The sequence below is a fragment of the Enterobacter cloacae complex sp. IR5459 genome, assembly GCF_049238005.1.
In the GTDB taxonomy this organism is placed as follows: domain Bacteria; phylum Pseudomonadota; class Gammaproteobacteria; order Enterobacterales; family Enterobacteriaceae; genus Enterobacter; species Enterobacter hormaechei_C.
In genome coordinates this window covers 1-806 of the sequence record NZ_JBMKIG010000069.1, presented here as the reverse complement: position 1 = coordinate 806, position 806 = coordinate 1, and the positions used below count along the sequence as shown (strand labels likewise).

1 protein-coding gene is annotated in these 806 nt (G+C 65.3%); it reads right to left on the bottom strand.

All coding sequences use genetic code 11. The features are described 5' to 3' along the window. Nucleotides 1-33: 33 nt before the first annotated feature. Nucleotides 34-806: Tn3 family transposase (locus ACOTX4_RS25980; protein WP_029780790.1), on the bottom strand; the 773-nt coding region annotated here is incomplete at its 5' end.

Sequence of the window (806 nt, the reverse complement as noted above, 5' to 3'; positions counted from 1 at the left end):
GGGGAGCCCGCAGAATTCGGAAAAAATCGTACGCTAAGGTTTTCCGGGCATCCGTAAGGGCCGAAACTTCCCGTCTTCCAGTCTGCGGCTCTGCCGCCAGACGTAATCGCCGGTTAGGTTGATGTGCTCCCAGCCCAGCGGCGACAGGAATTGCAGCAGCTCGCCGTCCACCGGCTTGCCGGCCTCGACCAACCCCTGGGTGGCGCGTTCCAGGTACACCGTGTTCCACAGCACGATAGCCGCCGTCACCAGGTTGAGGCCGCTGGCCCGGTAGCGCTGCTGCTCGAAGCTCCGATCCCTGATTTCCCCAAGGCGGTTGAAGAACACCGCCCTGGCCAGCGAGTTGCGCGCCTCACCTTTGTTCAGGCCGGCATGCACGCGGCGGCGCAGTTCAACACTTTGCAGCCAGTCCAGGATGAACAGCGTGCGCTCGATCCGGCCCAGCTCGCGCAGGGCCACGGCCAGTCCGTTCTGGCGCGGGTAGCTGCCGAGCTTGCGCAGCATCAGCGAGGCGGTGACGGTGCCCTGCTTGATCGAGCTGGCCAGGCGCAGGATGTCGTCCCAGTGGGCACGCACGTGCTTGATGTTCAGGGTGCCGCCGATCAGCGGGCGCAACGTCGGGTAGGCTTGCACGCCCTGCGGCACGTACAGCTTGGTTTCGCCGAGGTCGCGGATGCGCGGCGCGAAGCGGAAGCCTAGCAGGTGCATCAGGGCAAAGACGTGATCGGTGAAGCCGGCCGTGTCGGTGTAGTGCTCCTCGATCCGCAGGTCGGACTCGTGGTACAGCAGGCCGTCGAGCACATAGG